Genomic DNA, 25,335 nt, shown 5'->3' on the forward strand with positions numbered 1-25,335 from the left:
CGAGGACTTCAACGCCGACACCGCAGCCGAACGCTCCTTCGCGTTCGTACGCCTCAACCAACTCGCCATCGAACACCTCCTGGGCGCCCACTGACCATGGCACTCGTAGCAGGTATCGACAGCTCCACCCAGTCCTGCAAAGTGGTGGTTCGTGACGCCGAAACCGGGGCATTGATCCGACAAGGCAGGGCCAGCCACCCGCAGGGCACTGAAGTCCACCCCGACCACTGGTGGACTGCCCTGCAGGAAGCATTAGAGCAAGCAGGCGGCCTCGACGACGTGGCAGCAGTATCGGTCGGCGGCCAGCAGCACGGAATGGTGTGCCTCGACAGTGACGGCCGGGTCATCCGGCCGGCGCTGCTGTGGAACGACACCCGCAGCGCCGGCGCCGCGCGGGAATTGATTATCAAAGCGGGCGACGGCGATGCCGCGGCAGGAGCCCGCTACTGGGCCGGTGCCACAGGCACTGTCCCGGTGGCCTCGCTCACGGTTACGAAGCTGCATTGGCTGGCTGCCAACGAGCCGGAGAACGCAGCGAAGGTTGCCGCAGTGTGCCTGCCGCACGACTGGCTGACCTGGCGGCTCCTGGGCTACGGCGAAGGCAGCGGCCCCGGAAGCCTCGAGGCGCTGACCACTGACCGTTCGGACGCGTCCGGCACCGGCTACTATTCGACGGCGGCCGGGACGTACCTGCCGGAGGTCCTGGAGTCATCGCTCGGACACGTGCCGCTGCTTCCGGATGTACTGGGGCCGCTGGACGCCGCCGGCAAGACGCCCGGCGGGGTTGTCGTGGCTCCAGGGGCCGGAGACAACGCGGCAGCGGCACTCGGTGCAGGCGCGGCCGTAGGTGATGTGGTGATGTCGCTGGGCACCTCCGGAACGGTGTTCGCCGTGTCCGGTACCCCTGCCGCCGATCCGTCCGGACTGGTGGCAGGCTTCGCCGATGCCGCCGGGAATTACCTCCCACTGGTCTGCACGCTCAATGCCACCCGGGTCTTTGATGCCACCGCAGCTCTGCTCGGTGTCACCATTGTGGAGTTCAACGAACTTGCGCTGTCCGCCGAACCGGGCGCCGGCGGCCTGACCCTCGTGCCTTACTTCGACGGCGAGCGCACGCCGAACCTGCCCGATGCCACCGGCTCGCTCCACGGCATCACCCGCGGCAACTACACGCCTGCGAACCTGGCGCGTGCCGCCGTCGAGGGCGTGGTGTGTTCGCTTGCAGACGGATTGGCGGCACTCCAGGAACAGGGAGTCGAGGCGGGACGGGTCATCCTGGTGGGCGGCGGTGCGCAGTCCAGCGCGGTCCAGCAGGCGGCAGCACAGCTGCTGGGCATCAGTGTCACCGTGCCGCGTCCCGGCGAGTATGTGGCCGACGGTGCAGCACGCCAGGCAGCAGCGGCACTCACTGGACGTTTTCCGCAGTGGGCGCTCGACGCCGTCGACCTCCCTGCCGGGCAGGACGACGACGGGGTGCTGGCCCGTTACCGCAGGTTTGCGGGGATGTACGCCTAATAGTCCTCCAGACAGAAGGACCCGGACCGCTGAGCGGTCCGGGTCCTTTCATGTGGGGCGCAGGCTCCTGCCGTGACGTAGCAGAAGCCCGCGGTCTGGATCAGGTCAGGCGTACGGGAGGATGAGCTCCGCGTATCGCTCCTTGACCGTGGCCAGGACGGTATCGCCGTCCGTGTCCCAGATCTCCTGATTGAAGATTTCCACCTCGATGTCACCGGTGTACCCGGCATCGCGCACCCAGGTGCCGATGGTGGCGAAGTCCACCACGCCGTCGCCCATGTAGCCGCGGGACAGCAGCGGGTCGGCGGCGATGGGCATGTTGAAGTCACACACCTGGTAGGAGGCAATGCGGTTTTCCCGGCCGGCGCGTTCAATCTGCGTTTTCAGCTCGGGATCCCACCAGACGTGGAACGTATCGACGGCGACACCCACCGTGGCGGCCTCGAAAGGCGCCGCGAGGTCCAGTGCCTGCCCCAGGGTCGAAATCAGGGCGCGGTCCGCGGCATACATCGGGTGCAGCGGTTCCAGGACCAGCCGGACGCCGTTTTCCGCGGCGAACGGAACGAGGTCCGCAAGCCGGTCAGCAACGCGTTGCCTTGCCGCCACCACGTCCTTCTCCCCCGGTGCCAGCCCGCCAACAACGAGGAAGAGTTCCCTGGTGCCCAGGGCCACCGCTTCCAGGATGGCAGCGCGGTTGTCAGCCAGGGCAGCGGTTTGCCCCTCGGCGTCGGCTGCGGTGAGGAAGCCACCGCGGCACAGGGAGGAGACCCGGAGGCCGGCATCCTTGATCAGGCGCGCCGCCTTGTCCAGGCCGGCTTCCTCCACGCGGTCCCGCCAGGGCCCGATTGTCGGAATGCCGGCGTTGACGCAGCCCTCCACCACCTGGGCGAGGGTCCACTTTTTGGTGGTGGCGGTGTTGATGGCAAGGCGTGAGAAGTCGCTCAAACTCCCACCCCGTTGATGCGCAGGTAGTCGGACATCCGGAAGGCAGCCAGGGCGGGGTCCCGCAGCAGGCCGGCCTGGTCCGCCAGTTCGAAGGTCCTGGCAAGGTGGCACACCGAGCGGCCGGAGTGCAGGCCGCCCACCATCTGGAAGCCCTGCTGCTTGCCGTTGAGCCAGGACATAAACGCGATGCCGGTCTTGTAGTAGAACGTGGGGGCACTGAAGATGTGCTTGCCCAGTTCGCGGGTGGAGTCCAGGATTTGGCGTGCCTTGACGGCGTTGCCGGCGTCGTAGTTCTGCAGGGCCACCGATGCTGCCGGGTAGATCGCGGCGAAGATGCCCAGCAGGGCGTCGGAGTGGTGGGTGCCGTCGCCGTCGATCAGTTCCGGGTAGTTGAAGTCGTCCCCGGTGTAGAGGCGGACGCCGTCGGGCAGTGCTGCGCGAAGGGCCACCTCGTGGCTGGCATCCAGCAAGGAGACCTTGACGCCGTCCACCTTGGCTGCGTTGTCCTTGATCAGTCCCAGGAAGGTCTCAGTGGCCGCCGCTACGTCATCCGAACCCCAGTAGCCGGCGAGGGCGGGATCGAACATGGTGCCGAGCCAGTGCAGGATCACCGGCTGGTCCACTTCCTGCAGCAGTGTGGAGTACACCTTCAGGTAGTCATCGGGGCCGCTGGCCACCTTGGCCAGGGCCCGGGAGGCCATGATGATGACCTTGGGTCCGGCCTCTGAGATCACGGCAATCTGCTCGCGGTACGCCTCGAGGACCGCTTTGAGTCCGGCTTCTCCGGCAGGAAGGGCATCGATGTCCAGCTGGTCAGTGCCGGCCCCGCAGGACACGAGGTCCCGGACGGACTTGCCGGCAGTGGCCGCATTCCCGGCGGACACTACCGAGGCAGCCTCCACACCGGTGCGCTTGATGAGCTGCTGGGTGGCGGCCCAGTCCAGGCCCATGCCGCGCTGGGCGGTATCCATGGCATCGGCAACGCCCAGGCCGTAGGACCACAGCTCATGGCGGTAACCCATGGTTGCTTCCCAGTCCAGCCGGGCCGGCGCCCCGGGAGTGTTCTCTGCCAGGACCTCGGGGATGACATGGGCTGCCGCATAGGCGCGGCGTGCTGTCAGCGGGGCGGCGGGACGGGCCCAGGACTCAGCGCCCCGGAGCCGGTACTCCCTGGTTCCGCCGTCGGAGGAGGGAAGGATAAGAGAGGTCATTAGAGCGTGATCTCCGGGATGTCGATGGTGCGGCGTTCGTCATTGGACTGCAGGCCGAGTTCGGCGAGCTGGACGCCGCGGGCAGCGGACAGCAGGCCGAAGCGGTGCTCGCGGCCGGCAACAACGTCGCGAAGGAACTCTTCCCACTGCAGCTTGAAGCCGTTGTCCAACTCAGCGTTGGCGGGGACTTCCTGCCACTGGTCGCGGAAGGACTCGGTGACGGGCAGGTCCGGGTTCCAGACCGGCTTGGGGGTGTGGGCCCGCTGCTGGGCAACGCACTTGTTCAGGCCTGCGACGGCAGAACCGTGCGTGCCGTCAATCTGGAATTCCACCAGCTCGTCGCGGTAGACGCGGACTGCCCAGGAGGAGTTGATCTGGCCGACAACCTGATCGCCGGCGGGGGTTTCGAGTTCAAAGATGCCGTAGGAAGCGTCGTCGGCGGTGGCCTTGTACTCTTTGCCCGCTTCGTCCCAGCGTGCAGGGATATGGGTGGCGGTCTTGGCGTTGACGCTCTTGACCTTCCCGATGATGCCTTCAAGGACGTAGTTCCAGTGGCAGAACATATCCGTGGTCATTCCGCCGCCGTCTTCCTTGCGGTAGTTCCAGGACGGGCGCTGCGCGGCCTGGACGTCGCCTTCAAACACCCAATAGCCGAATTCACCGCGGATGGAGAGGATGCGGCCAAAGAAGCCTTCATCCACCAGCCGGCGGAGCTTGACCAGGCCGGGCAGGTACAGCTTGTCGTGGACAACACCCGCGGTCACGCCGGACTCCTTGCCGATGCGGGCCAGTTCGATGGCTTCCTCAAGGGTTTCAGCCGTGGGCTTCTCGGTGAAGATGTGCTTGCCGGCGAGCATGGCTTTTTTGAGGGTCGCTGCGCGGAGGCTGGTCATTGAGGCGTCAAAGACGATGTCAACGGTGGGATCGTTGATCACTGCGTCAAGGTCGGTGCTCCATTCGGAGATCTTGTGCTTTTCGGCCAGTTCCCGGATCTTCGCTTCGTTGCGGCCCACCAGGATGGGCTCGACCTGAAGCCTGGTGCCATCCTCCAGTGTGAAGCCGCCGGCGTCACGGATGGGGAGGATGGAGCGCAGCAGGTGCTGGCGGTACCCCATCCGGCCGGTGATGCCGTTCATGGCGATGCGGATCGTTTTTGTCTCGAAGCCCATGTGTCCTCCACGGTGAGTGAGCAGTTCTACTCAAGCTGGTTTGGGAAAGCGCATTCCCGCTAACTCCATAATGCACGGGCATTGAAGTGTTGGCAAGCGCTTTCCGAATGCAGGTTGAAACTGCCATAATGTCCTTACGCTTTTCGACCCGAATCATTCAGGAGACACCGTGGCTGCAAGTACCCTTACTGAGGTGGCGCGGCTTGCCGGTGTTTCGCCTGCCACAGCCTCCCGTGTCCTGAACGGGTCCGCCCGCAAACCCGGCCAGGACATCGCGGACAGGGTACGCCATGCCGCCGAGTCGCTGGGCTACATTCCCAACGCCCAGGCCCAGGGCCTTGCCAAATCCAGTTCAGGGCTTATCGGCCTGATCGTCCACGACATCGCAGACCCCTACTTTTCCGCCATTGCCAGGGGTGTACAGGAAGCGGCACGGGAACAGCGCAAAATGGTCCTGCTGGCCACCACCGGCGGAGCGCCGGCGGAGGAAAAGGAAGCAGTTGCTGCGTTCGCCGCCCGCAGGGCCGATTCAATAGTGATTGCCGGCTCCCGCTCTGCCCAGCCGGAAGACCGGGAAGGCAACGCTGAACTCGCCGCAGAGCTGGACAGGTACTGCCGCAACGGCGGCCGGGTAGGGGTCGTTGGCCATCCCGTGGTGGGTGCGAAGGCACCCGAGGGCTACTACGTGGTGGCCGTGCCGAACCAGGAGCTTGCCGCAGCACTGGCGGGCGAACTCGCGTCCGGCTGGGAGGGTGGCTTTGTGATCATCGGCGGGCCCGGGGGGCTTTTTACTTCCGACGACCGGATCCGCGGTTTCCAGGAGGGCCTGGCCGCCGCCGGACGTGAACCTGCTGACATTGTGCGTACTACCTTTAACCGCGCAGGCGGCTACGAGGCCGGGCTTAAGCTTGCCGGTCTGATCAAAGCAGGACGCGCGGACACGGTCGAGGGGCGCGGGAGTACCAAGCTGTGCATTTTCGCCGTCAACGACGTCATGGCGATCGGCGCCGCGGCCGCATTGCGTTCAGAGGGGCTTCGTATCCCCCGCGATGCCATCATCGCCGGGTTTGACGACATCGAAACGCTCCGGGACTTCCGCCCGGCACTTTCCACTGTCAGCCTGCCGCTCGAAGAGATCGGCCGCCTTGCCACCCGTGCAACTGCTCCGGGCGCCGCGGCCGGGGAAGGGCCGGACGGCACCGATACGCAAAAAGGAGCCGACGGCGTCGAGTCGCGCCCTATTACCGGCGAAGTGACCCTGCGGCGCAGCACCGAGACGGCTGCCTGACCGTGACGCTGCATCTCACCGCTGTCCCTTCGCGCACCCCCGGGCCCGGCGACCGGCCCGCCATCCTGGTACTTCCAGGCGGCGGGTACGCCCGGCAGGCCGACCACGAAGCGGAACCTGTCGCGGAGTGGCTGGCCGGGCTGGGCATTCACGCCTTTGTCCTGCGGTACCGGGTTGCCCCGGACCGGCACCCTGCGCCGCTTGAGGATGCCAAGCAGGCAATGCTCCACATCCGCAGCGGCGCACATGGCCTCGCCGTGGACCACGGACGCGTGGGGGTGCTCGGGTTCTCCGCAGGCGGGCACCTTGCAGCCACGCTCTCCACGGCAGTGGCAACCGGCAGTGCGGACCTCGACGTCCCGCAGGCAGTCCCCGACCTTACCGTACTGTGCTACCCGGTGGTGTCCTACACCCGGGAGGTGCACCAGGGTTCAGTGGACAACCTGCTGGGCGAAGCGCCGCCGTCGGACATCCTGGCGGAACTCTCAGCCGAGCAGCGGGTCACCGCCGGAACTCCGCCGGCGTTTCTTTGGCACACGGCCGACGACGACGCCGTACCGGTCAGCCACAGCCTCGGCTATGCGGGCGCGCTGCTCAGCGCCGGCGTGCCGGCCGAGCTGCACGTCTTTCCCACGGGGCGGCACGGGCTGGGCCTTGCCGACGGCGAGCCCGGGCCCGATCAGTGGAGCCCGCTGTGTGCGGCCTGGCTGGATCGAGAGGGTTGGGTGGAACCACCCAACGCCAACTGATCGACACCATGGTGAACCGGGAAGCGCTCAACGCGATCCGCGCCGGGCTCCGTGAACTGGCTGACCCGGTGCGTGCCGTCGGGGCGCAGGCCTACATGAAGTCCGCCATGCCGTTTTTAGGCGTCCGTGTACCGGAAGTGCGCCGCCTGGTGACGGCAGTGGTTGCGCGGTTTCCGTTTGACACCGCAGAACAGCAGCGGGCCAGCGTGCTGGAACTGTGGGGCTCCGCGGAGTACCGCGAGGAGCGGTACGGGGCCATCGACCTGACTGCCGGCAAGCTCGCAGCAGCCGACTTGGGCATGCTCCCGGTTTATGAACTGATCATCCGCCAGGGTGCCTGGTGGGACTTCACCGACGGCGTTGCCGGCCGTATCTGCTCCCTGCTGCAGGCGCACCCGGCAGAGCTGTCAGCAGTGATTCTGCGCTGGAGCACGGACCCGGATTTGTGGGTGAGGCGGGCTTCCATTACTGCACAGCTCAGGGCTAAAGGAAACACGGACACAGAGCTCCTGCGCCGCGTGATTGAGGCGAACCTCACCGACCCCGAGTTTTTCATCAGGAAAGCGATCGGCTGGTCCCTGCGGGAGTACGCAAAAACTGCGCCGGACTGGGTTGCCGCTTTTGTGGCCGCGCACGAGGAGCAGATGAGCCCGCTGTCACGCCGGGAGGCCATGAAGAACTTCGCTAGATGACTGGCCGTTCAACCACCGGTTCCGGACTTTTCCGGAAGAGGCTGCGGGTCCGCGGATCCCAAAAGATCAGGTACAGGCCGAACAGGAGTCCGGTCACGGCAGCGGCTACGCGCGCCAGCGCCAGGGCCAGACCAAGGTCAGCGGTTTGAAGGTACGGGAAAACCTCCAGCTGATCCGAGATGGCGTAGATCATAAAGAACGAAACCACAAAGTAGAGTGCCTTGACCTGCCAGTCGTTCCGGATCCCGGTCACGGCAAACAGCGGAATGAGCCACACCACATACCAGGACTGGATCATGGGTGCCAGCAGGACAATCGCCGCGAACGCCAGTGTGAGCCGGCGGATCAGGCGGTCGTAATCGCCCCTGAGGATCAGCCACGCGGCGATCCCCACCGCCAGCAGCTTACCGGCGGCGAACACCCAGTCCGCCAGGAGCCATCCGTCCAGCCCGAAGGAGTTTCCCAGCGAGGCGACCACCATTCCGATCAGCCCGACGGGTGCGTACCAGATGTAGATGCTGCCCGGTGCCGAGAGTCCGTTGATCCAGCCGAAGCCAAAGCCGTTGACCAGGCTCATCAGAACCAGGAGCCCCAGGCTCAGGGCTGCCGTCAGTCCCCAGTACGAGAACCTGCGCAGCCAGCCGGCGTTCCTGCCGGCCCACAGCAGTCCGATGAAAGGCAGGAAGACAATGGTGATGGGTTTAACGGCGATCGAGAGTGTCACGAGGACGATCCCGCGGACCACGCGGCGGGTCGCTGAGTAGTAAAGGCCGGCCAGCGCCAGCCCGATCATCAGGGCGTCGTTGTGGACGCTGGCGATGAAGTTGGTCAGGAAGAGGGGGTTGGCCACCGTGAGCCACAGCGCCCGGCTGGGGTTGACCCCGTGCAGTTCCGCAAGTTTGGGCACATAGATCACGCAGAGGACTATTCCGGCCAGTGCCACCAGCCGGAACAGCATCACGCTGGCTTCAGGCTGGACGTTGGTGACCCACACGACGAACTGCTCGATCCACAGGAACAACTGTCCGTAAGGGACAGGGGCCTCGGTCCACATCTTGTCCGCGCCCAGCTGAAAGTAGTTGGACAGCGCCGAGATGCCGTTCTCGTATGGGTTGAAACCCTCCACCATCAGGCGGCCCTGGCCGATGTAGGCGTAGACGTCGCGGCTGAACAGCGGCACGCAGAACATCATGGGCAGCCCCCAGGCAACCACGGCCTGCAGCGTCGCCCTGCGGGCGTCTTCTCCCCAGACGCGCACGCGCTGGCCCAACCGGAGCCAGGCGCGGACAAGGAGCATCCCGCCTACGGCCAGCAGAATGATGGACAGGGCAACACCCGCTGCTTCTGTCCGCATCCAAATGAACAGCGCCATCCGCCGGAGTTCCGAGACAGGGGCCAGCCAGCCCACACCCAGGGACCCGATCAGCATGAACATCGAGCCCGCGAACCCCGCCAGGAGCGGCGAGCGGGGATTGTCCACGCCGGCTACAACCACCGCAGCAGCGTCCCCGGCCGCCAGTTCCCCGGCTGCAGGCACAGGCGCCGTCATGTCAGGATCGTCCAATCTCTTGGGTCTGCGCTCTTGGGTTTGCGCGCTTCTGCACCGCGGGCCCAGTGGCCGGCCAATGCGGGTTACAACGGCGGCAACCAGTCCCGCCGCGTACCCGAAATCCTAGCACCGGCAGGTGGCCCGGACGTGTAACGGTAGGCTGGTCCGGTGCCTATATCTAACGAACGAATCGTCTGGATCGACTGCGAAATGACCGGCCTGGACATCAAGAATGATGCCTTGATCGAGGTGGCTGCACTGGTCACGGACTCCGAACTGAACATCCTCGGCGACGGGGTGGACGTAGTAATCAAACCGGATGATGCCGCGCTGGCCCAGATGAACGACTTCGTCCGTGACATGCACACCAAGTCGGGGCTGCTCAAGGAGCTGCCCCATGGAACCACCATGGCCGAAGCCGAGGCAGCGGTGATGGAGTACATCGAAAAGTGGGTACCGGATCCGCGCAAGGCACCCTTGGGAGGCAACTCGGTAGGCACCGACAGGGTGTTCCTCTCGCGGGACATGCCCTCAGTGGTGGAGCACCTGCACTACCGCGTGATTGACGTCAGCACCATCAAGGAGCTCTCCCGCCGCTGGTTCGCCAGGGCCTACTTCCAGTCGCCGGCAAAGAAGGGCGGCCACCGCGCACTTGGGGACATCAAGGATTCCATCGACGAACTTCGCTACTACCGTGAAGCCGTGTTTGTGCCGGCGCCCGGCCCGGACAGCGCCACAGCCCAGCAGATCGCAAAGCGCATTACCGCGGCCGGCAATGCACAGCAGCTGGAAGAGTAATCTGCGCCACGTTTGCAGGAAATTTTCCTGAAACGGGCGAAAGTGGACAAACCATCCCCGCGGAGCAGGTAAGCTATTTGAGTTGCCTTTCCAGAGAGCCGGCCCGCCGGTAATTCTGCAGGGCGCATGGTGGGCTTAGCTCAGTTGGCAGAGCGCCTGGTTGTGGTCCAGGAGGTCGCGGGTTCAACCCCCGTAGCTCACCCTCACAGGATGGTACTTATGGCCGTCCAGCAAGGAGGCCGTACCGGATATCCGGTGCGGCCTCCTTTCTTTTCTTTTGCATTAGATACCGCCGAAGGACCGGAAAATGACTGTTCTGCCCATCACCATTTGGGGAGAGCCCGTGCTGCACCGCAGGGCAACCGAGGTGGAAGTGTTCGACGACGAATTGCGGGCCCTGATCGCCGACATGTTCGAAACGAACGACGCAGCCAACGGCGTGGGCCTGGCAGCCCCGCAGGTAGGCGTGGGCAAGCGGATCTTTGTCTACAAGTACGCCAATGACGACGGCGCTCCCCCCACGGGGGTCCTGGTCAACCCGGTCCTCACCCTGTCGAAAATTTCCGGGGCTGTCCCCGACCCCGACGAGGAAGAGGAAGGCTGCCTGTCCTTCCCCAGCGGGCAGTACCCGCTCAAGCGTGCCGAGTGGGCCCGGGTGGAAGGCCTTGACGGCTTTGGGCAGCCGGTGAAGTTCGAGGCGACGGGCTGGTTCGCCCGCGTCCTGCAGCATGAGTACGACCACCTCGACGGCAAGCTCTACGTCAACCGGCTGATGGACCGATACGCCCGCAAAGCCATGAAGCAGGCCAAAAAGAATGGCTGGGGCGTTCCCGGGCTGACCTGGATGCCGGGAGTGGACCCGGACCCCTTCGGCCATTAGGCCCGACGGGGCCGCCTTAACTGCCTACGTGCGCGGGAAGCGGGCAGGGATCAGTTGGCTGAGATGGTCTGCTGGTCCGGGCAGGACCCCAGCACGCGCTTCATGGCCTCTTTTTCCGGCTCCGTCACCCACAGGTCATAGGCTGCCTTGACAGAAATCTGCCGCGCCACGTAGTGGCAGCGGATGGATTTGTTTTTGGGGAGCCAGGTAGCGGCATCGCCGGCGCCCTTCTGGCCGTTGACCGGCCCGTCCGCGGCAATGAGGTTCAGCGGATCGTTGGCGAGGCTTTGACGCTCCCCTGCACTTAGGCCCTGGGCGCCCTTTTGCCACGCGTCCGCCAACGGAACCACGTGGTCTATCTGAACCGCCCGGCTGCTTTCGGAGCCACGGCGGAATTCCACGAACTGCCCGAGATAGGGCTCATGGAGGGAGCCGGCTGCCACCCGGCACTTCGATCCTTCCATAAAGACCACCGCCGTCAGGTCGCGGCGAAGTATGTCGTTGCGTGTATCGCAGCCGTTGCGGTCCACGTCCTGCCATGCCTGGCCGAACGCCTCGCGGTCGTAGTTGTCCTTGGCGGCGCGGCCCTTCACGGCAAGCCCTTCCAGTGCAGACAGAGCCGTCCCGGGTGGCACCGGATGCACCGGGACAACGGGTTTCATCCAGGCAGGGTCAAAAACGGGGGCCTCTGTGGGCCCGGACGCCGTGGGCTCCGCCACGGCAAACTGGCCGGCGGTGAAGAACCAGAACAGGGCTCCAAGAGCCGAGACGGCAGCAAGTGCCAGGACTCCCCACGCCTGCCGGGAACGCCGACGGGACCGTCGATAGGCGGACCAGCTCACGGTCATCGGGTTTCTGCCCTTCGGGTGTTCTCACGCACCAGAAGAGCCTAGGACACGTGCCGTCCCTCCCCGCAGATATCCACACTGTGGAGGGCGAGTGAAAGGTCACACCGGGAGCTATTGCTCCCGCATCACCCGCCGGAGGTCCTCCTCCGCGATGGCCAGGAGTCCTTCAAGCTGCCGCACCCGGTCCTCGCCGACGTCGCCCGCCTGGTAGGCGGCGCGGGCGCGTTCAAGCAGCCGGACAGCCTCTTTGTGGTTGGCTTTTGCCACATCCAGGGCGTGTTCCAGGGTGGTCTCGTGCTGGAGTGTCGAGTCTTTATCCATGGCACAAGTGTGGTCCCGTTTCCCGGCTGTTTCCAGAGGAACCAGCCGGGAAATCAGGACACCGCCGCGGTTGATCAGACGGAGATGGCAGCCAGGGCTGCGGCGGATTCCTTGGCGGGGAAGGACGGCGGGTTCACACCGGCCATTTCCTCCATCACGCGGACCACCTGGCAGCTGTAGCCGAACTCGTTGTCGTACCAGACGTAGAGCACCAGGTTTTTTTCGTTGGAGATGGTGGCCAGGCCGTCCACGATGCCCGCGCGGCGGGACCCAACGAAGTCGGTGGAGACCACTTCAGGTGAGTCAATGTAGTCGATCTGCTTGCGCAGGTCCGAGTGCAGGGACATCTCCCGCAGGTAGTCGTTGACCTCGTCCTTGGTGGTCCCGTTTTCCAGGCTCAGGTTCAGGATTGCCAGGGAAACGTCGGGGGTGGGGACGCGGATGGAGCTGCCGGTCAGCTTGCCCAGCAGCTCGGGCAGGGCCTTGGCGACGGCCTTCGCGGCTCCGGTTTCAGTGATCACCATGTTCAGCGCGGCCGAGCGGCCCCGGCGGTCGCCCTTGTGGAAGTTATCGATCAGGTTCTGGTCGTTGGTGAAGGAGTGAACGGTCTCGACGTGGCCGTGGATGACGCCGAACTTGTCGTTGATGGCCTTCAGGACCGGGGTGATGGCGTTAGTGGTGCAGGAGGCCGCGGACACGATCTGGTCCGTGTCCTCGATGGTGCGGTGGTTGATGCCGTGGACGATGTTCTTCAGTTCGCCCTTGCCTGGGGCGGTCAGCAGCACCCGCGCCACACCCTTGCTCTGCAGGTGCTGGGACAGGCCTTCAGCGTCGCGCCAGCGGCCGGTGTTGTCCACCACCAGGGCGTTGTTGATGCCGTAGGCCGTGTAGTCGATGGTGGCGGGGTTGTCCGAGTAGATGACCTGCACCTGGACGCCGTTGGCCGTGATGGTGTTGGCTGTCTCGTCGATCCGGATGGTGCCTTCGAAGGACCCGTGCACCGAGTCGCGGCGCAGCAGGCTGGCACGCTTGGAAAGGTCGTTGTCGGAGCCCCGGCGTACCACGATGGCGCGCAGCCGCAGGCCGTGGCCGCCGCCGGCCTTTTCGATCAGGAGGCGGGCCAGGAGCCGGCCGATGCGGCCGAAGCCGTACAGGACGACGTCGGTGCTGGTGCGGTCGTCGCCGCCGCGCTTGCCCACCACGTCAGCCAGTTCGGCGCGAAGGAATTCCTCCAGCGTGGCGTCGCCGCCCTCTTCCTTGAACTTCTGGTTCAGCCGGGCGATGTCGATCGCTGCGGCACCGAGTTCCAGCCCGGCGAGGATGTTCAGGAGCGGGGCGGTTTCCTCCAGCCGCAGTTCGTCCTTGCTCATCCGGCGCGCAAAGCGGTGCGCCTTGAGGATGTTCATGGTGGACTTGTTGATCAGGCTCCGGCCATGGATGCTGGTCACCACGTTATTTTCGCGGTACAGCCGGCCGATCACCGGAATCATGGCCTCGGCGAGGGCCTCCCGGCCCATCCACGTATCAAGACAAGAATCTGACGTCTGGCTCACAGAAATACCTTCCTCGGTTCAGCCGCGTACGTCCTCGTACACGAATGTCGGCCACCTGATGATGTCCAGGGGCACTGGCACCTGCGGGATTTGGCCCCAGGCGCCTGGTTGTGTGCAAAAGAAAACCGCCGGATGCGAACGCAACTCCGGCGGAAGAACTCCTGCGTCCGTTATCCATTCTAAATTGGTGCACTCCCCTGCCGGTGCATGGGCTGCGTGAAATCACTCACACAGCAGGCTGCTGTGGATTCACCGGCATGGCTCAGTTGTGGATGGCGGAGTAGAGGTTGAGGCTGGCGGAAAACACCACCCACGAAAAGTAGGGCAGTACCAGCAGCCCGGCCCTGGTATGGACTGGCCCGAACTGCAGGATCAGCAGCGTTAATACGAGAGCCAGGGCGCAGATGACCGCGAGGGCGAGCCAGAGTGCAGCGGCGCCAAGCAGAGGGTAAAGCCCAAAAAACAGGTACGGCCACGCCAGGTTCAGCAGCAACTGCAGGGCGTAGGTCCTTCCGGCCCGGCCCGACAGGGCTCCCCGGCGCCAAACCAGCCACGCCGCCGCCGCACTGAAGGCATAGAGGGCGAACCACACAGTCCGGAACATCCACCCGGCCGGCATCCACGGTGCTTTGACCGAGGCAGCAAACCAGCCGTTGGAGTTGAGGATGATCGGGACGGAGGCCAGCATGCACACGGCATAGGAAAGGCCCAGGAAACCAACAAGGGCAGCCGCTTGCCTGCCCGGGGAAGGCAACCGACGCGCGGCGTCTCCCGGGGCGGGTTCTCCATCAGTAACAGCGGGCACGGTTCAGCATCCCCAACGCAGCGTCCTAGGTCAAACAAGTGTGATGGATGGGTTGACCGATACGCCGGGTTCTGTGCTCCCGCTCCGTTGCCGGCGCGGGAGTAGCGGCCATCCATCTACGAACGCCGTTGCCGGCGCCCTCCAGCGGCCTACCCGGACACTCGGGCGGGCAGCCCTCAAACGTGTCCTGTCTGGCCTTGCTCCGGGTGGGGTTTACCTAGCCTTCCCGGTCACCCGGGAAGCTGGTGGTCTCTTACACCACCGTTTCACCCTTACCTGCTTCGTGCCGCTTTCAAACCGGCGCGACCCAGGCGGTCTGTTCTCTGTGGCACTGGCCTGCGGGTTACCCCGAGTGGGCGTTACCCACCACCCTGCCCTGCGGAGCCCGGACGTTCCTCGAGCCACTTGCGTGACGCGCGGCCGCCTGGTCAACCCATCCGCTACCAGTCTACCGGCGCCGTGCAGCTTTCCCTCCGCCGGTAGGATCGGACGGTGCTGATTCTGCTTCCCCCCTCTGAAGGCAAGACACCCGCGGTCCGCGGATCCGCCGTCGACTGGCCTTCGCTGAGCTTCCCGCAGCTGAACTCCTACCGGGCCAAAGTGCTGGACGCGCTGGGTACAATGAGCGCGCATGAGGACGCCCTCTCGCTGCTGGGGGTCGGGGCATCGCTGAAGGACGACGTCGACCGGAACACCCGCCTCCACGCTGAACCTGCGGCTCCAGCCCACCAGATCTATTCGGGGGTGCTTTACGACGCCCTGGGCTACAAAAGCCTCACCGTCAGCCAGCGCCGCAAGGCGGACGGGTCGGTACTCGTTATCTCGGCACTGTGGGGGGCCATACGCTTCGGCGACAGCGTGCCCGCCTACCGGCTGTCAATGGGAACTGCGCTGCCCGACGTCGGCCGCCTCGCCTCTTTCTGGAAACCCCAGCTCGCCGACGCCCTGGCGGAAGCCGCTTCCGGGCAGCTGCTGGTGGACTGCCGGTCGAGCACCTACGCGGCAGCGTGGACACCGCCGGCCGCCCAAACCGTCACTGTCAATGTTTACACCGAGGTCAAGGGGGTCCGGAAGGTGGTCAGCCACTTCGCCAAGCACACCCGCGGTGAACTTGCCCGGCACCTCCTGACCCGGCGGGGCAAGGCGCCGGAGACGCCGGCCCAACTGCTCAAGGCGACCTGCGAAAAGTGGGAAGCCGAGCTCGTGGCCGGTTCAGCACGGAAGGCACACGCGTTGAACATCATCCTGCCGGGCTAACTTACCCGCCTCCCCCAGCCTGGCAGCCGTAGGCGTCGTTCCCAGGCCTTAGAGGTCGCTTGACGCTGTTTGAGAGGGTCAGGCCCACTCTTCCGAGCGGACAAGGATGGCGCCGGAGTCGGGGCAGAACACGATGTCGTCGGCGGCAGCTGCCTTGATTTCGGCGAGGTCGCCGGGACTCAGTTTCATTCCCGAGGCCTCGGACGTGCCGTGAAACAGCCGGGCGGCGCCCACCCCGCGCTTGGCCAGGGTCTTCTCGTACACAGCCAGCATCCCGGCGTCGAGCGCGGCGGCGAACTCGGCGCGTTGGGCGCGGAGTCCGCCGGCCTCCGCCTCTACCTCTGCCAGCGCTGCGTCAAGCTCGGCCCGGATGCTGCCGAACGATCCCTGGATGTCGTCCACAATCCCCTGCTGTTTTGCCTGCCGGGCCCGGAGGGAATCAAGACGTTCCAGAACTTCAAGCTCCACGTCCTCAAGGTCCGAGCGCCGCTTGTTCAGGGAGGCGATGTCCTTCTGCAGAGCGACCAGGTCCTTCGACAAACCCGTTCCGCTGTTAAGCCTGGCCTCATCCTTTTCGATGCGGGTGGTCACCTGCTCCACATCCGCCTCGGCGCGTTTCAGTTCGGCCTCGGCATCGTGCACGGCCACCTTTGCGGAACCCAGCTCCCCGTTGGCCACGGACAACGCGGCCTGGAGGTCCTTGATGCGGGGATCGTTCTCAAGCGAGCGGCGGCGGTTGGCAAGCGACCTCAGCCGGGCGTCCAGCGCCTGCAGCTCAAGCAACTTCAACTGTTCCGCCGGTGCTGCCTTCGCCACTGTTACCTCCGCTTGATCCCTTCCGGCCGGGGCCGGGCACCTGAACGGCGCTTCCTAGACTCTAGCGCCTGGCCTGCTCCCCTGCCTCGCTGCGCCCGCTGCGTTTCCCTGCCGGTGTGGGCCCCGCCGGTGGACTCACACGGGCTTAGCCCGGAGTCAGGATGAAGTCCCACGGATCGCTGTTGGTGGTACTGACCTTGATTTCGACGTCATGGCCCTGGTCAGCCAGGACGTTGCCCAGTGCTGCCGCAGCTGCCGGCAGCCACAGCCATTCGCTGGCGAAGTGCGAGACATCCACCAGGTAGGGCCGGCCGTTCAGCGCCGCTTCCCGTGCCTCGGACGCGGGATGGTGGCGCAGGTCAGCAGTGACATAGACGTCGGCATTGCTGGCACGCACCTCATTGAACAGTGAATCCCCTGAACCGCCGCAGACGGCAATCCGGCGCACCAGCCCGTCCTTGTCACCGGAGACCCGCACTCCCCCGGCCACGGAGGGCAGGATCCCGAAGACACGTGCAGCGAAGTCCCCCAGGGTCATGGCATCGGCCAGGTCACCGACCCGCCCGATTCCCTCTTCGGGAAGGCCGTTGGCAGCCACCGTCAGCGGGGCGGCGTCCTGCAGGCCCAGGGCGTCGGCCAGCACGTCGGACACTCCCCCGACGGCGGAATCCCCGTTTGTATGAACGGTCAACAAGGCGGTGCCCGACTCGATCAGCCGGTGGACCGCCCGGCCCTTCGGTGTGGTCGCAGCAACCGTCGTGACGCCTTTCAGGAGCAACGGATGATGCGTGATCAGGAGTTCGGCTCCCCACTCCACTGCTTCCTCGATGACCTCAAGGGTGGGATCCACGGCAAACATCACCCGGGTGACCGGAGCGGAAGGGTGCCCCGCCACCAGCCCGACTTCGTCCCAGTTCTCGGCCAGGGACTCGGGCCACAGTTCCTCGACTGCCAGCAGCAGTTCTCCAAGGGTGGGAACCTCGGGCTGGCCCGCCGCTGCCTCCTCACCGGCAGGGGCGCCGCCGTCGTGATTCTCCTGGCCGGTAACGTCAGTGTCCACAGGTTCCATAGTCTTAGTTTTACCCCATCATGCCGCCGGGACCCCACGTTTGAAGCGGCGCTGTAAACCGGCCGGGGAATCATCCTGCGCCGCGAACCATTGAAGAGATCATGAAAACTTTTGTTTTGGGCGGAGGCTGCTTCTGGTGCCTCGACGCCGTCTACCAGAAGACCAAGGGTGTCACCTCAGTGGTGTCGGGCTACACAGGGGGCCACGATCCCCACCCTGACTACTACTCGGTCTGCAGCGGCACCACCGGGCATGCCGAGGTGGTGGCAGTGACCTTCGACGAGGACGTAATACCGGCAGAGGTCATCCTGGACATGTTCTTCGCCCTGCACGATCCCACAACCCTCAACCGTCAGGGGTACGACGTCGGCACGCAGTACCGCTCGTCCATGTTCTACGAGACCACCGAAGAGAAGATCCTTTTTGAGGAAGCGATCGACCGGAACCAGGCCCTGTGGGCGAATCCGATCGTCACCGAAGTCAGCCGGCTCCCCCGCTTTTATGTTGCCGAGGAATTCCACCAGAACTACTACGCCAAGCATCCAGAACAGGGGTACTGCCAGGTGATCATCAACCCCAAGCTCGCCAAGGCCAGGAAATATTACTCTTCATGGCTTAACGCTTAGCGGGCGTTACGCGGCGTCGTTAAGCTGACCTCAGTATCCACCCTCAGAGATAGGCGTATTTTCATGGCACGGATCTATGACGATGTAACACAGCTGGTCGGCGGCACGCCGCTGGTCAAGCTCAACCGGCTCAGCGAGGGCCTGGATGCCACCGTCGCCGTCAAGCTTGAGTTCTACAACCCGGCCAACAGCGTCAAGGACCGCATTGGCGTGGCCATCGTGGACGCAGCAGAGAAATCCGGTGCGCTGAAGCCCGGCGGAACCATCGTTGAGGGCACCTCCGGCAACACCGGCATCGCCCTGGCCATGGTGGGCGCCGCCCGCGGCTACAAGGTCATCCTGACCATGCCGGAGACCATGTCCACGGAGCGCCGCGTGATGCTGCGTGCTTTTGGTGCCGAAATCGTCCTGACTCCGGGCTCCGAAGGAATGCGCGGCGCAGTTGAGAAGGCCCAGGAAATTGTGGCCAACACCGAGAACTCCATTTGGGCCAAGCAGTTTGCCAACGAGGCCAACCCGGAAGTCCACCGCAACACCACGGCCGAGGAAATCTGGGCTGACACCGACGGTGCCGTGGACATCTTTGTCGCAGGTGTGGGCACCGGCGGAACCGTAACCGGCGTCGGACAGGTTTTGAAGGAACGCAAGCCCGGCGTCCAGATCGTGGCTGTGGAACCCAAGGACTCCGCAATCCTCAACGGCGGCACCCCCGGCCCGCACAAGATCCAGGGCATCGGCGCAAACTTCGTCCCCGAAATCCTGGACACCAACGTGTACGACGAAGTTTTGGACGCCACCCTTGAAGACTCTGTCCGCGTTGCCCGCGAACTCGGTGTCAAGGAAGGCATCCTGGGCGGCATTTCCTCCGGTGCCATTGTGTGGGGCGCCCTGGAACTGGCGAAGCGCCCGGAGAACGCAGGCAAGCTGATTGTTGCTGTTGTTTGCGACTTCGGCGAGCGTTACATCTCCACCGTGCTCTATGACGACATCCGCGGCTGAATAGAACCGCCCTCCGCCCGTTTCCTGTAGAAAGAACTTCGTGGGCTTTTTTGCAAGACTGAAGGAAGACCTCGACGCCGCCCGGTCCCACGACCCGGCGGCTCGAGGTTCTTTTGAGAACTTTTTCGCCTATTCCGGCCTTCACGCCATCTGGATCCACCGCCTGACGCACCGCATGTGGCAGAACCCTGCCCTGCGGTTCCCGGCACGGCTGCTCTCCCAGCTGGGCCGGTCCTGGACCGGCATAGAGATCCATCCGGGTGCCACGATCGGCCGCAGGTTCTTTATCGACCACGGCATGGGTGTGGTCATCGGTGAGACCGCCGAAATTGGCGAGGATGTGATGATTTATCACGGTGTCACGCTCGGCGGCCGCTCATTGGCAAGGATCAAGCGGCATCCCACTATTGGCGACCGCGTCACGATCGGTGCGGGCGCCAAGATCCTCGGCCCGATCACCATCGGCCGTGACAGCGCTGTGGGCGCCAACGCGGTGGTGGTCAAGGACGCGCCGCCGGAGTCAATCGTCACCGGTGTTCCCGCCAAGTGGCGCCACCGGGACGCCCAACGCGAGACCAAGCCCGCAGTCGATCCGGCTGAGTACGACATCGAATACCGGATCTGATTCCCCGATTTCCGCCGCCGGGAGTCAGCAGCCGAACAAGCCGAAGGCCGGCAGTTCCTTGATGGAACTGCCGGCCTTCGGCGTACTCAACGCGGCTGCTAGTGGGTGTCCACTGCCTCGATCTCGGACTTGTCCTCGCCCCAGAGGGTGTGGAAGGTGCCCTCGGCGTCAACACGGCCGTAGGTGTGCGCTCCGAAGAGGTCACGCTGGCCCTGGATCAGGGCTGCAGCAACGCGCTTGCGGCGCAGGCCGTCATAGTAGGCCAGCGAGGAGGAGAACACCGGTACCGGGATACCCAGCTGGACAGCCGTAGCCACCACGCGGCGCCAGGCGGGAACGGCGTCGGCGATGGCCTTGGTGAAGGCCGGCGCGAAGAGCAGGTTGGCCGGCTTCTCATCGGCAGCGTAGGCCTTGGTGATGTCCTTGAGCAGCTCGGCACGGATGATGCAGCCGGCCCGCCACAGGGAAGCGATCTCGTCCAGCTTCAGGTCCCAGCCGTATTCCTTGGCTGCCGACGTGAGCATGTCCAGGCCCTGGGCGTAGGAGACCAGCTTTGACGCGTACAGCGCCTGGCGGACGTCTTCAACGAAGGTCTCAGGGATTTCCACGGAAGCTTCATTGCCGGCCAGCAGTTCCTGGCCCAGCTTGCGCTGGCCCGCCTGGGAGGACAGGGCGCGTGCAAAGACGGATTCGGCGATGCCGGAGACCGGGGAGCCAAGTTCGAGCGCGGAGATGACGGTCCAGCGTCCGGTGCCCTTCTGGCCTGCGGCATCCACCACAACGTCAACGAACGGCTTGCCGGTCTTGGCGTCGACGTGGCCCAGGACCTCGGCGGAGATTTCGATCAGGAAGGAGGACAGCTCGCCCTTGTTCCACTCGGTGAAAATCTTGGACTGCTCTGCCGGCTCAATGCCGGCTCCGGAGCGCAGCAGGTCGAACGCTTCGCCGATAACCTGCATGTCGGCGTATTCGATGCCGTTGTGGACCATCTTCACGAAGTGGCCGGCGCCATCGGTTCCCACCCAGGCGCAGCATGGTTCGCCGTCCACCTTGGCGGAGATCTTTTCCAGCAGCGGGCCGAGTGCCTTGTAGGACTCCTTGGAACCGCCGGGCATGATGGAGGGTCCGTTCAGGGCGCCCTCTTCGCCGCCGGAGACGCCCACGCCGACAAAGTGCAGGTCCTTTTTGGCCAGAGCGGCCTCGCGGCGGCGGGTGTCCTCATAGTGGGAGTTGCCGGCGTCGATGATGATGTCACCGGCTTCCAGCAGCGGTTCCAGCTGCTCGATGACGGAGTCCACCGGCTTGCCTGCCTTCACCATGATGAGGACCCGGCGGGGTTTCTCCAGGGAGTCAACGAGCTCTTGGAGGGTTTCGGTCCGGACAAAGTTGCCGTCAGAACCGTGCTTTTCGAGCAGGGCGTCGGTCTTTTCCACCGAACGGTTGTGCAGTGCGACCGTGAAGCCGTTCCGCGCGAGGTTGCGGGCCAGGTTGGCACCCATCACCGCAAGGCCGGTGACACCGATGTGTGCAGACATCAAAACTCCAATTCATGCTGTGCGTTGGATGTGCAGCGGCTCCCTTTGCGCGGAAGCACAGTTGCAGACCGAGGGTCTGAATAAAGCATATATATTCGACGGGTCACAGGGAAGTAACGCCCACCTACTGGAAGCTTTTGTGTCAGTGCCCGTCCACCACAAAGGCGGGCGAAGCACCGGCCAGCACTAGGCTTAGCTGCATGACCACCAGCCTGCATCACCGTGCCATCGAGAATCTTGGCACCCGCATCGTCGCAGGCAACCTGCCCGCCGGCCACGTCATGCTGGCTGAACAGCTGGAAGACGAGCTGAAGGTGTCGCGGTCGGTCATCCGCGAGGCCGTCCGCGTGCTGCAGTCCCTCGGCCTCGTGGAAACCACCAAGCGGGTAGGCATCCGGGTCCTGCCGGCGAGCCGCTGGAATCCCTTCGACCCGCAGGTCATCAGGTGGCGCCTGGCAAGCGACGCACGAGGCGCGCAGCTCCGCTCACTCGCCGAACTGCGTGCCGCCGTCGAACCCGCGGCAGCAGAACTCGCCGCAGAAAACGCTCCCGCGCCGCTGCGGCTGGAACTCGTGGACGTCGCCTACGCAATGCGCGACGCCGGACACAACGGCGAGGTGCCCCGCTTCCTCGAGCTGGACATTCAGTTCCATTCCCTGCTGCTCTCCGGCTCCGGCAACGAAATGTTCGCCAACCTGATGGGGCAGGTGGCCGAGACCCTGACCGGGCGCACCGTCCACGGCCTGATGCCGGACCACCCGCACGAGGCAGCCCTTCAATGGCATGTAGACGTCGCAGAGGCCATCGCCAGGGGCGATGCCCCGGCTGCGCGGAATGCCTCCGACAGGATTATGCGCCGGACCATGTCCCAGATGTCTGATACCTGGACGGAGCAGCCGCGCGTTTTTATTCCGGTACGCCACTGAATTGACCGCACCGGCAGGACGCCAGGCCGGCGTCAGAGTCCCTTGGATCCGGTTGGTGGAGACCCGCCCACATAGCGCCGACACACCCCGGCAGGAACTACCTTGTTTCCTGCCGTTCACGGTATATTCATCTCAGACCCTCCACCGCGGCATCCCCCAATAGTCGCGGTGGAGGGTTTTCCAATGCCCGGCGGCCACCGGGCCCCCGAAACCCCGGTTATCAGGCTGCGTCCGCGACTGCCTCCCGCAGACGCCACCCGCCGCCTGCACCGTCCCTTTCCAGCAGCATTGTGGTCAGCGCCGAGCCGTGGTTGCCCCCGAGCCGTACCTGCACCTGCAGGACTTCGACATCAACCCGGCTGAGGCCCTTCGGCATCCTCCGGTTCAGTTCCCACCAGCTCACCCGCTCAAACCAGCGGACTGGTTCGGCTCCTACTGTCCATTCCCTGCCGTTGCGCACAACCGACGCGGGCATTCCGTTGATTCCGGTTCGCACCATCACGTGTTCCATTCCTGAAACCTATTGCAGGGCACCGACATTCAAACCCCGGGTGCCGGACAACGAAAAAACCCTGCCGCTTCCGCCTTCAGGCGGAAACAACAGGGTTTCCTGGTGGGTCCTACCGGGATCGAACCGATGACATCCACGGTGTAAACGTGGCGCTCTACCAGCTGAGCTAAAGACCCAAACACGCGGAAACCGGCGCTTCAGCGCCGTAACCAACGAACATAGACTCTACCGGATGCAGGCCGGGAAACGCGAATCGGCGCCGTCGGCATTCCTGCCCGGCCCCTGCTACAAGGGCGGAAGCTCGGCGGCCAGCCAGCTCAAAGCTTCGCTGACGCCCGCCTCCAGCTTGATCACGGCCTTGTCATCGCCCCGCGTCTGCCCCCGGTTGATAATGATGACCGGCTTCCCGTCCTTTGCGGCATGCCTGACGAAGCGCAGCCCGCTCATGACGGTCAGTGACGATCCCGCCACAACCAGCGCGCGGGCATCGTCCACCATCGCATACGAGCGCTCAACCCGCTCTTTGGGCACGTTCTCCCCGAAGTATACAAAGTCTGGCTTTAGCGTTCCGCCGCATGCAGGGCAGAGAGCCACCACGAAGCTTCTGATCAGCGCCTGGTCCTCAACGGCGGCGTCCGCGTCCGGCGCCATTTCCACCAGTCCCGTTTCCTCTGCCCGGGCCAGGAAATCGGGGTTCAACTCCTCCAGCACTCCCGCCAGCAGGCGCCTGGAATAAGTTCGGCGGCACTCCAGGCACACCACCTGGTCATACCTGCCGTGAAGGTCAACGACGTTGACGCTCCCGGCGTCCTCGTGCAGGCGGTCAACGTTTTGGGTTATCAAGCCGGTGAGGAAGCCCCGCCGCTCCAGCTCGGCGGAAGCCCGATGGCCCTGGTTGGGGTCAGCATGGCGGAGATGGGACCAGCCAATGTGGTTTCGGGCCCAGTAGCGCTGCCTGTTGGCGGCGTCCCGGGTGAACTCCTGGTACGTCATGGGGGTCCGCGGAGTTGACTCCGGGCCGCGGTAGTCCGGGATGCCTGAATCTGTACTGAGCCCGGCGCCCGTCAGCAACGCAAAGCGCTTGCCGGCGAGGATTTCGCGGATCTGGAGCAGAACGGCAAGCTCCTCCGCCGAGGGCCGCGCTGGAGCCACCGGCGGCATGCTGGCGAAGCCTGTCAGGCCTACACCCGCCCGCCGCTGCTCCATGGGCGGTCAGGCCTGCCTGAGGTTGGCCAAGGCAGCGCGGTATTCCCGTAGGTCCCTGGCCTGGCCGCGCGGGTTCACCACTGAGTACCGGACATTTCCGGCGGCATCGATGATGAACGTGCCACGCTTTGCCATCCCGCTCTCTGCATCGAAGACGCCATAGGCGGTGGCAACGGCACCGTGTGGCCAGAAGTCCGCCAGCAGATCGAAACTGTACCCTTCCTGGGCAGCGTAGGCGCGCAGGCTGAACTTGCTGTCTACGGACACAGCCAGGACGGTGGCGTTGGCATCCTCGAAGGCGGCCAGGTTGTCCCGTATCTCGCACAGCTCCCCGGTGCAGATTCCGGAAAAAGCGAAGGGATAGAACACCAGGACCACGTTCTGGCCGCGGAAGGAAGAAAGCCTGACCGGTTCGCCGAACTGATTGGCGAGTTCGAAATCAGGTGCCGGCACGCCAACGGCCGGCACGCCTTGAGTGGCAGCGTCAAGCGCTGCCGTCACTTGTTTTTCCTGCTCACCAGGCGGGACGCGCTCCAGTCCTTTGAAACGCCTGCCGAAGTTGTGACGTGCAGGCCGGCCGTCGGCGCAGCTTCCTGTATCTCGGCCGGGGAAACGTAACCGGCCCTGCCGGACTTCGGGGTAAGGACCCAGACAACGCCGGTTTCACTGAGGGTAGTCAGCGAATCCATGAGGCTGTCCACGAGGTCGCCGTCGCCGTCGCGCCACCAGAGGATAACGGCGTCCGCCACTTCATGGTCGTCCTCGTCCAGCAGTTCCGAACCCGTGAAGTCTTCAATATCGTCACGCAAGTCGAAATCGACGTCGTCGTCGTAACCGAACTCCTGAATCAGATCCCCGTTCTTGAAACCCAATTTTTCCGCCACATTTACCGATGTGGCGGCGTCGGCCTCGCTCACGTGTTCCTCCAATGCCTCATATATGCAGTGTGCATAGTGATTTCCATTACTCCCAAGCCAACACCCTTTGTGCCTGCGCTTCAAGCTGACGCCCCCGGGGCGGCGCATATTCTGCGTCACACCTGATGAAGCCAACCCGCTCCGCAGCGGCTTTTTGTCACACAACCAGTATGACGGCGAAATACAACAGGGCCCCCGAAGCCTGCGGCTACGCATCGTGTTCCGGACAGAGTTAGAGTTGCAGGTGACAACTAAGCCTGCGGAGCAACAACCCTGAAACTCCAGTGCAGGCGTAGGAATGCTAGGACCCTGCCCGGCACACATGACCGGGCTGTTGTAACCGATACGTCGCACACGGCGTATTTACGCCGGGCGGTCACCCTGCCCGGCCTGAGTGCGCCATCAAATGCGCGCAAAGAGAGGTTGGACGTGGCTGCAGGAGAAGATACCTCCCATATCCTCAGCGGGTTGACTAACCAGCTGCCTGATCGTGATCCGGAAGAGACCGCCGAGTGGGTTGAGTCC

26 protein-coding genes, 2 tRNA genes and 1 other RNA gene are annotated in these 25,335 nt (G+C 64.6%); 12 read left to right on the forward strand and 17 right to left on the reverse strand.

Annotated elements, in window-relative coordinates; genetic code table 11:
* Positions 1–96: 96 nt before the first annotated feature.
* The gene (gene xylB, locus AC5RVN_RS17115) at positions 97–1,515 is read left to right on the forward strand and encodes a xylulokinase (RefSeq protein ID WP_494138726.1); all 1,419 of its coding nucleotides are present in this window, start codon (positions 97–99) and stop codon (positions 1,513–1,515) included.
* A gap of 105 nt (positions 1,516–1,620) precedes the next feature.
* Here the strand turns inward: xylB and AC5RVN_RS17120 are convergent, their stop codons facing one another.
* The 3 genes from AC5RVN_RS17120 to AC5RVN_RS17130 are packed head-to-tail and all read right to left on the reverse strand — an operon-like array spanning position 1,621 to position 4,840.
* Positions 1,621–2,460: a sugar phosphate isomerase/epimerase family protein gene (locus tag AC5RVN_RS17120; RefSeq protein ID WP_494138727.1), complete on the reverse strand. Its 840-nt coding sequence runs from the start codon at positions 2,458–2,460 to the stop codon at positions 1,621–1,623.
* The gene (locus tag AC5RVN_RS17125) at positions 2,457–3,671 is read right to left on the reverse strand and encodes a dihydrodipicolinate synthase family protein (protein WP_494138728.1); all 1,215 of its coding nucleotides are present in this window, start codon (positions 3,669–3,671) and stop codon (positions 2,457–2,459) included. The genes AC5RVN_RS17120 and AC5RVN_RS17125 overlap by 4 nt, the downstream gene beginning before the upstream one ends.
* Positions 3,671–4,840: a Gfo/Idh/MocA family protein gene (locus AC5RVN_RS17130; RefSeq protein WP_494138729.1), complete on the reverse strand. Its 1,170-nt coding sequence runs from the start codon at positions 4,838–4,840 to the stop codon at positions 3,671–3,673. The genes AC5RVN_RS17125 and AC5RVN_RS17130 overlap by 1 nt, the downstream gene beginning before the upstream one ends.
* Before the next feature lie 169 nt (positions 4,841–5,009).
* On the opposite strand from AC5RVN_RS17130, the gene AC5RVN_RS17135 reads away from it, so the two are divergent.
* Genes AC5RVN_RS17135 through AC5RVN_RS17145 form a run of 3 tightly spaced genes read left to right on the forward strand, consistent with a single transcriptional unit; the run spans position 5,010 to position 7,569 of the window.
* The gene (locus tag AC5RVN_RS17135; RefSeq protein ID WP_494138730.1) at positions 5,010–6,128 is read left to right on the forward strand and encodes a LacI family DNA-binding transcriptional regulator; all 1,119 of its coding nucleotides are present in this window, start codon (positions 5,010–5,012) and stop codon (positions 6,126–6,128) included.
* Positions 6,129–6,130: 2 nt separating this feature from the next.
* On the forward strand, positions 6,131–6,877 hold the full coding sequence (locus tag AC5RVN_RS17140) for an alpha/beta hydrolase (protein ID WP_494138731.1): 747 nt from the start codon (positions 6,131–6,133) through the stop codon (positions 6,875–6,877).
* Between the two features lie 8 nt (positions 6,878–6,885).
* A complete protein-coding gene (locus AC5RVN_RS17145) occupies positions 6,886–7,569 on the forward strand; it encodes a DNA alkylation repair protein (RefSeq protein ID WP_494138738.1) in 684 nt (227 codons plus the stop codon).
* Here the strand turns inward: AC5RVN_RS17145 and mptB are convergent.
* On the reverse strand, positions 7,562–9,118 hold the full coding sequence (gene mptB, locus AC5RVN_RS17150) for a polyprenol phosphomannose-dependent alpha 1,6 mannosyltransferase MptB (RefSeq protein WP_494138732.1): 1,557 nt from the start codon (positions 9,116–9,118) through the stop codon (positions 7,562–7,564). The two genes, AC5RVN_RS17145 and mptB, sit on opposite strands and share 8 nt — an antisense overlap.
* Before the next feature lie 168 nt (positions 9,119–9,286).
* Between mptB and orn the strand changes: the two genes are divergently transcribed.
* From orn to def, 3 genes are all read left to right on the forward strand, one after another.
* Positions 9,287–9,916, forward strand: a complete 630-nt coding sequence (orn, locus tag AC5RVN_RS17155) for an oligoribonuclease (RefSeq protein WP_494138733.1) — start codon at positions 9,287–9,289, stop codon at positions 9,914–9,916.
* Positions 9,917–10,045: 129 nt separating this feature from the next.
* Positions 10,046–10,118: transfer RNA gene (locus tag AC5RVN_RS17160), tRNA-His, on the forward strand.
* Between the two features lie 105 nt (positions 10,119–10,223).
* Positions 10,224–10,796, forward strand: coding sequence for a peptide deformylase (gene def / locus AC5RVN_RS17165; RefSeq protein WP_494138734.1), 573 nt, complete (start codon positions 10,224–10,226; stop codon positions 10,794–10,796).
* A gap of 50 nt (positions 10,797–10,846) precedes the next feature.
* Here def and AC5RVN_RS17170 read toward each other — a convergent pair whose 3' ends face one another.
* From AC5RVN_RS17170 to rnpB, 5 genes are all read right to left on the reverse strand, one after another.
* Entirely contained in the window at positions 10,847–11,644 is a 798-nt protein-coding gene (locus tag AC5RVN_RS17170; protein WP_494138735.1) for an HNH endonuclease family protein, read from the reverse strand.
* Positions 11,645–11,755: 111 nt separating this feature from the next.
* Positions 11,756–11,965: a hypothetical protein gene (locus AC5RVN_RS17175; protein WP_494039925.1), complete on the reverse strand. Its 210-nt coding sequence runs from the start codon at positions 11,963–11,965 to the stop codon at positions 11,756–11,758.
* 74 nt (positions 11,966–12,039) lie between these two features.
* Positions 12,040–13,518 carry a glyceraldehyde-3-phosphate dehydrogenase gene (locus AC5RVN_RS17180; RefSeq protein ID WP_494039926.1) on the reverse strand — a complete coding sequence of 493 codons (1,479 nt, stop codon included), beginning with the start codon at positions 13,516–13,518 and terminating at the stop codon, positions 12,040–12,042.
* A 262-nt stretch (positions 13,519–13,780) separates the two neighbouring features.
* Positions 13,781–14,323 carry a TspO/MBR family protein gene (locus AC5RVN_RS17185; protein WP_494138736.1) on the reverse strand — a complete coding sequence of 181 codons (543 nt, stop codon included), beginning with the start codon at positions 14,321–14,323 and terminating at the stop codon, positions 13,781–13,783.
* A 44-nt stretch (positions 14,324–14,367) separates the two neighbouring features.
* Positions 14,368–14,759: RNase P RNA component class A (rnpB, locus tag AC5RVN_RS17190), an RNA gene on the reverse strand.
* A 56-nt stretch (positions 14,760–14,815) separates the two neighbouring features.
* On the opposite strand from rnpB, the gene AC5RVN_RS17195 reads away from it, so the two are divergent.
* A complete protein-coding gene (locus tag AC5RVN_RS17195; protein WP_494039928.1) occupies positions 14,816–15,580 on the forward strand; it encodes a YaaA family protein in 765 nt (254 codons plus the stop codon).
* Between the two features lie 78 nt (positions 15,581–15,658).
* Here the strand turns inward: AC5RVN_RS17195 and AC5RVN_RS17200 are convergent, their stop codons facing one another.
* Positions 15,659–16,396: a zinc ribbon domain-containing protein gene (locus AC5RVN_RS17200; protein WP_494106569.1), complete on the reverse strand. Its 738-nt coding sequence runs from the start codon at positions 16,394–16,396 to the stop codon at positions 15,659–15,661.
* 145 nt (positions 16,397–16,541) lie between these two features.
* Positions 16,542–17,465 (reverse strand): Nif3-like dinuclear metal center hexameric protein, encoded by a 924-nt coding sequence (locus tag AC5RVN_RS17205; RefSeq protein WP_494106568.1) that lies wholly within the window; start codon positions 17,463–17,465, stop codon positions 16,542–16,544.
* Positions 17,466–17,566: 101 nt separating this feature from the next.
* Between AC5RVN_RS17205 and msrA the strand changes: the two genes are divergently transcribed.
* The 3 genes from msrA to epsC all read left to right on the forward strand — a co-directional run bounded on the left by msrA (position 17,567) and on the right by epsC (position 19,715).
* Complete coding sequence (msrA, locus tag AC5RVN_RS17210) at positions 17,567–18,091, forward strand: peptide-methionine (S)-S-oxide reductase MsrA (RefSeq protein ID WP_494138737.1); 525 nt, start codon at positions 17,567–17,569, stop codon at positions 18,089–18,091.
* A 63-nt stretch (positions 18,092–18,154) separates the two neighbouring features.
* Positions 18,155–19,090 carry a cysteine synthase A gene (cysK, locus tag AC5RVN_RS17215; RefSeq protein WP_494039932.1) on the forward strand — a complete coding sequence of 312 codons (936 nt, stop codon included), beginning with the start codon at positions 18,155–18,157 and terminating at the stop codon, positions 19,088–19,090.
* A gap of 40 nt (positions 19,091–19,130) precedes the next feature.
* Positions 19,131–19,715 (forward strand): serine O-acetyltransferase EpsC, encoded by a 585-nt coding sequence (epsC, locus tag AC5RVN_RS17220; protein WP_307609633.1) that lies wholly within the window; start codon positions 19,131–19,133, stop codon positions 19,713–19,715.
* Positions 19,716–19,813: 98 nt separating this feature from the next.
* Here the strand turns inward: epsC and gnd are convergent, their stop codons facing one another.
* Positions 19,814–21,250, reverse strand: a complete 1,437-nt coding sequence (gnd, locus tag AC5RVN_RS17225; RefSeq protein ID WP_494106566.1) for an NADP-dependent phosphogluconate dehydrogenase — start codon at positions 21,248–21,250, stop codon at positions 19,814–19,816.
* A 200-nt stretch (positions 21,251–21,450) separates the two neighbouring features.
* Here gnd and AC5RVN_RS17230 point away from each other — a divergent pair, with 200 nt between their 5' ends.
* A complete protein-coding gene (locus AC5RVN_RS17230; protein ID WP_494039934.1) occupies positions 21,451–22,176 on the forward strand; it encodes a FadR/GntR family transcriptional regulator in 726 nt (241 codons plus the stop codon).
* A gap of 220 nt (positions 22,177–22,396) precedes the next feature.
* Here AC5RVN_RS17230 and AC5RVN_RS17235 read toward each other — a convergent pair whose 3' ends face one another.
* The 5 genes from AC5RVN_RS17235 to AC5RVN_RS17255 form a co-directional block, all read right to left on the reverse strand.
* Positions 22,397–22,675, reverse strand: a complete 279-nt coding sequence (locus AC5RVN_RS17235) for a hypothetical protein (RefSeq protein WP_494106565.1) — start codon at positions 22,673–22,675, stop codon at positions 22,397–22,399.
* Positions 22,676–22,787: 112 nt separating this feature from the next.
* Positions 22,788–22,863, reverse strand: a tRNA-Val gene (locus AC5RVN_RS17240).
* 109 nt (positions 22,864–22,972) lie between these two features.
* Positions 22,973–23,893 (reverse strand): NAD-dependent protein deacetylase, encoded by a 921-nt coding sequence (locus AC5RVN_RS17245; RefSeq protein WP_494106564.1) that lies wholly within the window; start codon positions 23,891–23,893, stop codon positions 22,973–22,975.
* Positions 23,894–23,899: 6 nt separating this feature from the next.
* Positions 23,900–24,394, reverse strand: coding sequence for a peroxiredoxin (locus tag AC5RVN_RS17250; protein WP_494039937.1), 495 nt, complete (start codon positions 24,392–24,394; stop codon positions 23,900–23,902).
* Positions 24,391–24,810, reverse strand: coding sequence for a DUF3052 domain-containing protein (locus AC5RVN_RS17255; protein ID WP_494039938.1), 420 nt, complete (start codon positions 24,808–24,810; stop codon positions 24,391–24,393). The genes AC5RVN_RS17250 and AC5RVN_RS17255 overlap by 4 nt, the downstream gene beginning before the upstream one ends.
* Positions 24,811–25,335: the final 525 nt, after the last annotated feature.

The sequence above is a fragment of the Arthrobacter sp. sptzw32 genome (genome assembly GCF_059089735.1).

Coding starts and splice junctions, on each gene's coding strand:
- xylB (WP_494138726.1), top strand. CDS start 97: ATGGCACTCGTAGCAGGTATCGACAGCTCCACCCAGTCCTGCAAAGTG.
- AC5RVN_RS17125 (WP_494138728.1), bottom strand. CDS start 3,671: ATGACCTCTCTTATCCTTCCCTCCTCCGACGGCGGAACCAGGGAGTAC.
- AC5RVN_RS17130 (WP_494138729.1), bottom strand. CDS start 4,840: ATGGGCTTCGAGACAAAAACGATCCGCATCGCCATGAACGGCATCACC.
- AC5RVN_RS17145 (WP_494138738.1), top strand. CDS start 6,886: ATGGTGAACCGGGAAGCGCTCAACGCGATCCGCGCCGGGCTCCGTGAA.
- mptB (WP_494138732.1), bottom strand. CDS start 9,118: ATGACGGCGCCTGTGCCTGCAGCCGGGGAACTGGCGGCCGGGGACGCT.
- def (WP_494138734.1), top strand. CDS start 10,224: ATGACTGTTCTGCCCATCACCATTTGGGGAGAGCCCGTGCTGCACCGC.
- AC5RVN_RS17170 (WP_494138735.1), bottom strand. CDS start 11,644: ATGACCGTGAGCTGGTCCGCCTATCGACGGTCCCGTCGGCGTTCCCGG.
- AC5RVN_RS17175 (WP_494039925.1), bottom strand. CDS start 11,965: ATGGATAAAGACTCGACACTCCAGCACGAGACCACCCTGGAACACGCC.
- AC5RVN_RS17205 (WP_494106568.1), bottom strand. CDS start 17,465: ATGGAACCTGTGGACACTGACGTTACCGGCCAGGAGAATCACGACGGC.
- msrA (WP_494138737.1), top strand. CDS start 17,567: ATGAAAACTTTTGTTTTGGGCGGAGGCTGCTTCTGGTGCCTCGACGCC.
- cysK (WP_494039932.1), top strand. CDS start 18,155: ATGGCACGGATCTATGACGATGTAACACAGCTGGTCGGCGGCACGCCG.
- gnd (WP_494106566.1), bottom strand. CDS start 21,250: ATGTCTGCACACATCGGTGTCACCGGCCTTGCGGTGATGGGTGCCAAC.
- AC5RVN_RS17230 (WP_494039934.1), top strand. CDS start 21,451: ATGACCACCAGCCTGCATCACCGTGCCATCGAGAATCTTGGCACCCGC.
- AC5RVN_RS17235 (WP_494106565.1), bottom strand. CDS start 22,675: ATGGTGCGAACCGGAATCAACGGAATGCCCGCGTCGGTTGTGCGCAAC.
- AC5RVN_RS17245 (WP_494106564.1), bottom strand. CDS start 23,893: ATGGAGCAGCGGCGGGCGGGTGTAGGCCTGACAGGCTTCGCCAGCATG.